This is a genomic window from Acidovorax sp. NO-1, from assembly GCF_000238595.1.
Taxonomy (GTDB): Bacteria; Pseudomonadota; Gammaproteobacteria; order Burkholderiales; family Burkholderiaceae_C; genus Acidovorax.
The window spans coordinates 1-4,919 of sequence record NZ_AGTS01000013.1; the positions used below are offsets into that span (position 1 = coordinate 1).

10 protein-coding genes and 1 pseudogene are annotated in these 4,919 nt (G+C 58.3%); 1 reads left to right on the top strand and 10 read right to left on the bottom strand.

All coding sequences use genetic code 11. The features are described 5' to 3' along the window. Positions 1–266, bottom strand: a 266-nt coding sequence (locus tag KYG_RS01435; protein ID WP_008903020.1) for a heavy metal-binding domain-containing protein, incomplete at its 3' end; no start/stop codon positions are given. Between the two features lie 217 nt (positions 267–483). On the opposite strand from KYG_RS01435, the gene KYG_RS01440 reads away from it, so the two are divergent. Further along, complete coding sequence (locus tag KYG_RS01440) at positions 484–786, top strand: hypothetical protein (protein WP_008903021.1); 303 nt, start codon at positions 484–486, stop codon at positions 784–786. A 94-nt stretch (positions 787–880) separates the two neighbouring features. Here the strand turns inward: KYG_RS01440 and KYG_RS01445 are convergent, their stop codons facing one another. The 9 genes and pseudogenes from KYG_RS01445 to KYG_RS01480 all read right to left on the bottom strand — a co-directional run. Beyond that, positions 881–1,387 carry a cytochrome c gene (locus tag KYG_RS01445; RefSeq protein WP_008903022.1) on the bottom strand — a complete coding sequence of 169 codons (507 nt, stop codon included), beginning with the start codon at positions 1,385–1,387 and terminating at the stop codon, positions 881–883. A gap of 1 nt (position 1,388) precedes the next feature. Continuing rightward, the gene (locus KYG_RS01450; RefSeq protein ID WP_008903023.1) at positions 1,389–1,667 is read right to left on the bottom strand and encodes a heavy-metal-associated domain-containing protein; all 279 of its coding nucleotides are present in this window, start codon (positions 1,665–1,667) and stop codon (positions 1,389–1,391) included. A gap of 41 nt (positions 1,668–1,708) precedes the next feature. Continuing rightward, positions 1,709–2,341 (bottom strand): isoprenylcysteine carboxylmethyltransferase family protein, encoded by a 633-nt coding sequence (locus KYG_RS01455; RefSeq protein ID WP_008903024.1) that lies wholly within the window; start codon positions 2,339–2,341, stop codon positions 1,709–1,711. A gap of 5 nt (positions 2,342–2,346) precedes the next feature. Further along, entirely contained in the window at positions 2,347–2,628 is a 282-nt protein-coding gene (locus tag KYG_RS23445) for a DUF2933 domain-containing protein (protein WP_008903025.1), read from the bottom strand. A 9-nt stretch (positions 2,629–2,637) separates the two neighbouring features. Continuing rightward, complete coding sequence (locus KYG_RS01460; RefSeq protein ID WP_008903026.1) at positions 2,638–3,102, bottom strand: hypothetical protein; 465 nt, start codon at positions 3,100–3,102, stop codon at positions 2,638–2,640. A gap of 86 nt (positions 3,103–3,188) precedes the next feature. Further along, complete coding sequence (locus KYG_RS01465; protein WP_008903027.1) at positions 3,189–3,536, bottom strand: copper-binding protein; 348 nt, start codon at positions 3,534–3,536, stop codon at positions 3,189–3,191. Continuing rightward, positions 3,533–4,015 carry a DUF411 domain-containing protein gene (locus KYG_RS01470; protein WP_034692607.1) on the bottom strand — a complete coding sequence of 161 codons (483 nt, stop codon included), beginning with the start codon at positions 4,013–4,015 and terminating at the stop codon, positions 3,533–3,535. Before KYG_RS01470 ends, KYG_RS01465 begins: the two co-directional genes overlap by 4 nt. 35 nt (positions 4,016–4,050) lie before the next feature. Further along, entirely contained in the window at positions 4,051–4,545 is a 495-nt protein-coding gene (locus tag KYG_RS01475) for a plastocyanin/azurin family copper-binding protein (RefSeq protein ID WP_008903029.1), read from the bottom strand. A 27-nt stretch (positions 4,546–4,572) separates the two neighbouring features. Next, a pseudogene (locus KYG_RS01480) lies at positions 4,573–4,919 on the bottom strand (copper oxidase); the annotation flags it as partial.

The window sequence follows — 4,919 nt, forward strand, 5'->3', positions numbered from 1 at the left end:
CGGCCTGGATGATCTTGCCGCACCTCGGGGTGCATCGGGCAGGTGTAGATCGTGTCGCCCGACTCCGGCTGTGTGGTGCCTGGTGCGTTCGCAGGTACAGGCACCGCAGTGCGCATGGAATGGCTGCGATGGTCATGCGGGGGGCCATGGGACACCTCGCCCTCGGGTACCAGATGCATCTGGCACTTTGGACAGCGGCCCGGGTGGTCCTGACGCACCTCGGGGTGCATGGGGCAGGTGTAAACAATGGGGGTGTTCGCTTGCATGGTGGATGGCTCCTGACTCAATTTCATGATGAACCCTGTCAAGGTGGCAAAGTCAAGTCGGACGGTGCGCATCCACCAATTGGAATGCACAGGGTTCGAAATGAACAAAACGTAATGTGGTGGTCAGCGTCTTGTTGGTGGCGGCTTCTTACAGTTAACTCGTGCTCTTCGCACAGGCAAAAAATCCAGTTTCACTTTTCATTGCAAGGACTTCAAAATGACCACCAAAACTGTAAAGCTCTCTCTCGCCATTGCCCTTGTCACTTTGTCTGGCTTGTCTCAGGCCACTTCCGCCTGGCACCAAGGGAACGGCGATATTGTTCATTTCACGCCTGAGCACATTGGCCAAAACGCGGCCAAGAGTCCAGTCGATCCGAAAGTCCATGCCAAGATGCTGCATGGTGATTCGATGACGCCAGAAATCGTGGATAAGACCAATACGGGTGCTCAAACCAGCCAATCTCGCCAGCAGGTGCTGGATGACAAGAACGGACAGCTGAAGAACCTTTACATCAACTAATCGCTTCATTTCCCCTTTCAGCCCGATGCTTGTGCATCGGGCCTATCTTTTTCTGTCGACAGAAAAGTGCTGCGAATGGGCCAGAGGCGCTGGCTCAGCGCTCAAGCGACTTTTGGTACTGCGCATTGACCTGGTCGTGCCGTGCTTGAATCTCCTTGGGCCACTGTGCCTTGATCCATGAAAGCACGGCATTGATTTCAGAGTCACTCAACACACCGTCGTAAATAGGCATGTTGGTCTGGTAGTCAGGCTGTTTGATCAGCTTCGCCAGCCCATATTTGGTGATGGCGAAAAGTTGTGCGTCAGGGTGGTGCCAGGTGTGGCCGCTTTCGTCATGCGGCGGGGCAGGTAGGCGGCCATCGGGGCCATGCTCGCGCCAGTTTGGCTGCCCTTCACCACGGGCTCCGTGGCACGCGGCGCAGTGCTGGGTGTACAGGCCGGCACCCACATTCACGACATGCAGATCATTGGCGCGTAATTGATCCGGCATCGATTGACTCCGCGAACCCAGCACATACGTGCCTGTGGCCATCAGGAGTACCGCCAGGAGTCCGCCCAGACCCAGCTTCCAACCGATTTTTTTCATGAGGGCGCCGGTCATGTCAGCGCTTGCAACAGCATCCAGACTTGACTGCGGCGGTGGGCGGTTGGGGCGCGCCCGGACGCAAGATGCGGGCTGGGTATCCCGCTTCTTCCAGTGCAAGAACCAAAAGATCGCCTGAAAGCGTCTCCATGGTTGCGTCGCCCTTGACGTGTGCAATGCCCGTCTTCCAATCGACGTCGACCGTTTGCACTCCGGCGACGGCACGCAAGGCTTGCGTGACACGCGCCGTGCACATGGGGCAAGTCATGCCCGAAATGACCAGATCGGTGGAAGTCATGGTTTACCTCGACAGTTGAAATAGTCCGCTGCGGTCACTTGTCAGCCCAGCCGGGGAACGAAACGCGGTACGCGGCTCGCATACTCTTGCCAGACCAGACCGAAACGCGCCGCGCTCTCACGCTCTTCGGTCAATGCCAGGCGGCCGTACATGAACAAGAGGACAGGAAACATCAACAAGGTGAGGATGGTCGGCCATTGCAACAGGAAACCGAACATGATCAGCACGAACCCGATGTACTGCGGGTGGCGCACCCTGGCGTAAAGGCCTGACTGCGCCAGCTGGCCTTGGCGCTGGGCCGCATATAGCGTCGGCCAGGCTTCGGCCAGGATCCAGAATCCGCCGCCGATGAACAGGTAGCTCAGTATGTGGAACGGGCCCCAATGGGGATCACCACCCCAGCCAAACAAAAGCTCCAAAAGATGCCCGGCGTCATGACTCAAAAAGTCCACACCAGGAAATTTCTGCCCCAACCAACCTGACATGAAATATATGGTCAGCGGAAAGCCGTACATCTCGACAAACAGCGCGACGATAAATGCCGTGAACGCGCCAAAACTGCGCCAGTCGCGTGCGGTGGTCGGCTTGAAGAAGCTGAAGGCGAACATGGCGAAGACTGCAACATTGATGGCCACCAGCAGCCACAGGCCGTAGGAGGGTGCTGAGTGATCCATGGTTATTAGCTCCTGCGCTGGTCGTCGTCATGCTGCGATGTCTGGCCATTCGCGTTCCCGCCATGCCCGCCATGCCCGCCATGCATGAAAACGTGCATCAACGGACAAAGCAACAAAATCGCGTAGGGCCACCATTGCGTCAGATGGGCGCGATGCTCGGTCCATAGAAAGTAGCCAGCAACAGCCCCGAACACCAGGAGCCCTATGGCATACCTAGAACGCCAAAAGCTCCCATCTTTCTGGGGGCTTTGTCCCGGTATCTGATGAGGGGCATGGTTGTGGTTCATGTTTACCCCTTACTTGGCCGCAGGCGCCATTGGCGACTGCATGCGATCCATCATCATCTGCATCATGGACTCCATCATGTCCATGCGCTTTTCCATCATTTGCTGGCGATCGGTCATGCCGCCCATGCCTTTGCCGCCCTGCATGCCAGCCATCTTGGACATGCCACCCATCTGCTTCATCATGGCCATGCCGTCCTGCATCATCTTCATGTGCTCGGCCATCAGTGCCTGACGCTCTTCGGGAGTTTTGGCGGACATCATTTTTTCGTGCATCGCCTGCATGTCCTTCATGCGCTGGTCCATGGCAGCCATTTTTTCTGCACCCATGGATTGGCCCGGGGCCTTCTTGGCCGCTGCAGCGGGCGCCGCGCCTTCCGGATGGTGTTCCTTGTGTTCTTCGGTGCCTTGGGCGAGAGCGCCCAGCGATGCCGTTGCCACGCAGATGCCGATCAGGGTGTTGCGAATATGGTTCATGGTTCTCTCCTGTCCTGGTTGAAGTTGCCGTGGCCATCCCCGGAGGGCTTGGGCGCGCGGCGGTGGCACGCAATTGCAGCGTGTTCTTAACGGATCGGCTGAATGTCGGTGACGATCAGCTTTCCTCCCTCGCTCACCGCCATGAACTTGATCTTGTCGCCCGGTTTGACCGTAGCCAACAAGTCCTTGTCCCGGGCCGTGAACACCATGGTCATGCCCGGCATGTCCAGATGCTTGATTTCTCCATGCTTAAGCGTGACCTTCGAGGACTCCTGGTCCACCTTCTTGACCTCGCCTTCGGTCAGGGATGCGGCGGAGGCCGCAGACGCATGGCTGTGGTCGTGTTCCGTGGCGGCCTGGGCGAAGCTGCTGATGGGAAGCAATGAGCCTGCAGCGAAGGCCGAGGCAACGAGGAGATGTGTAAAGAGTTTCATGCTTTTCCTGCATACGATGTAAAGACTTGCGCCGAACCGTCCTTCTGGATCAGCAGTACCTGGTAAGCATCCCGGCGCCCGCCGTAGGCCGGCCCATCCATGCCTGGCGAACCGATCGGCATGCCCGGAACGGCCAGACCAAGCGCCTTGGGCTTTTCCTTCAGAAGGCGCAGGATGTCGGCCACGGGCACATGGCCTTCGATGACATAGCCTTGCACCAGCGCGGTATGACAGGACGCGAACTTCTGTGCCACCCCCAGCCGGGCGCGTGCCGCGTTGTTTCCTTCGTCGACCACGCTGGCGCTAAAGCCGCTCTGTTCCATGTGCGCGATCCAGTCTTTGCAGCAGCCGCAGTGGGGGTCCTTCCAGACCTGCATGGCGATCGCCCGGGCGGTGGCAGCAGCAGGCAAGGAGGCAGCGCCCAGGGCCAGCATGCCCAGCAGGAACACGCGGCGCATGGGCCGTGAGGGTGAATTCATCTCTCGCATGGATGATTCCTTATTCTTGGAGCGCATTACTTTCGGGCCACCTTGATCAAGCCCCTCATGCCAGCCTCGTAGTGACCCGGCATCAGGCAGGCGAAGTTCGCAAACCCAGGCCGAGTGAATTGCCAAACGATCTCGCCTTGCTTTCCTGGTGCAAGCGTTACCTTTCCTGGTTCGTCGTGCTCCATGTCGGGGTACTTTTTCATGGCCTCCAGATGTTCCAGCAGATCCTGCTCGGTGCCCAGGCTCAGCTCGTGCTTGACCTGGCCTTGATTCTTGACGATGAAACGCACGGTGTCGTTCTTGTCGACCTGGATTGCGGAAGGCGTGAACCGCATGTCGTCACTCATGTTTACGGTGATCTTGTGGGTGACTTTCGCGGCCGTGCCGGGCCTGCCGAGCGCGGTTTCATTGGCGCGGTGACTGTGTTCGCCGGAATGGCTATCGCTGGCATGGGCGAAACCAGCGGCAGCACACAGCAGCAGCGCGATGAGCTTGGGAGTTGTGTTGCTTGTGTTATTCATCGGATTCATCCATCTAGGGTTGGCTTGTCAGTGGCCATGGTGCGAAGTGGGTTTACGCACCTGGACCTCGGTGGGGTTGCTGGACTCTTGGATTCGGCGCATGGACTGCCCACCCTCAGCCTTGAACCGGGCAGGCTCGGTCAAGGGTCCTTGGTACTCGTGGGCGACCGTGCCTTCCGGGTGTTTGAACCAGTCTGGGTCCGTGTAGTCGCCAGGCTTTTGATCTTGGCGTACCTTCAACACGCTGAACATGCCGCCCATCTCGACCGAGCCATAGGGGCCTTTGCCAGACATCATGGGCACGGTGTTCTCGGGGATCCACAGTGAATCTTGGGTTTCATGGGTGAGATTCTTGAACGATATCCATGACTTAA

Excerpts from the sequence above, each read along its gene's own strand:
- KYG_RS01465 (WP_008903027.1), bottom strand. The coding sequence starts at position 3,536 with ATGAAACTCTTTACACATCTCCTCGTTGCCTCGGCCTTCGCTGCAGGC.
- KYG_RS01460 (WP_008903026.1), bottom strand. The coding sequence starts at position 3,102 with ATGAACCATATTCGCAACACCCTGATCGGCATCTGCGTGGCAACGGCA.
- KYG_RS01475 (WP_008903029.1), bottom strand. The coding sequence starts at position 4,545 with ATGAATAACACAAGCAACACAACTCCCAAGCTCATCGCGCTGCTGCTG.
- KYG_RS01440 (WP_008903021.1), top strand. The coding sequence starts at position 484 with ATGACCACCAAAACTGTAAAGCTCTCTCTCGCCATTGCCCTTGTCACT.
- KYG_RS01450 (WP_008903023.1), bottom strand. The coding sequence starts at position 1,667 with ATGACTTCCACCGATCTGGTCATTTCGGGCATGACTTGCCCCATGTGC.
- KYG_RS01470 (WP_034692607.1), bottom strand. The coding sequence starts at position 4,015 with ATGAATTCACCCTCACGGCCCATGCGCCGCGTGTTCCTGCTGGGCATG.
- KYG_RS01455 (WP_008903024.1), bottom strand. The coding sequence starts at position 2,341 with ATGGATCACTCAGCACCCTCCTACGGCCTGTGGCTGCTGGTGGCCATC.
- KYG_RS01445 (WP_008903022.1), bottom strand. The coding sequence starts at position 1,387 with ATGACCGGCGCCCTCATGAAAAAAATCGGTTGGAAGCTGGGTCTGGGC.
- KYG_RS23445 (WP_008903025.1), bottom strand. The coding sequence starts at position 2,628 with ATGAACCACAACCATGCCCCTCATCAGATACCGGGACAAAGCCCCCAG.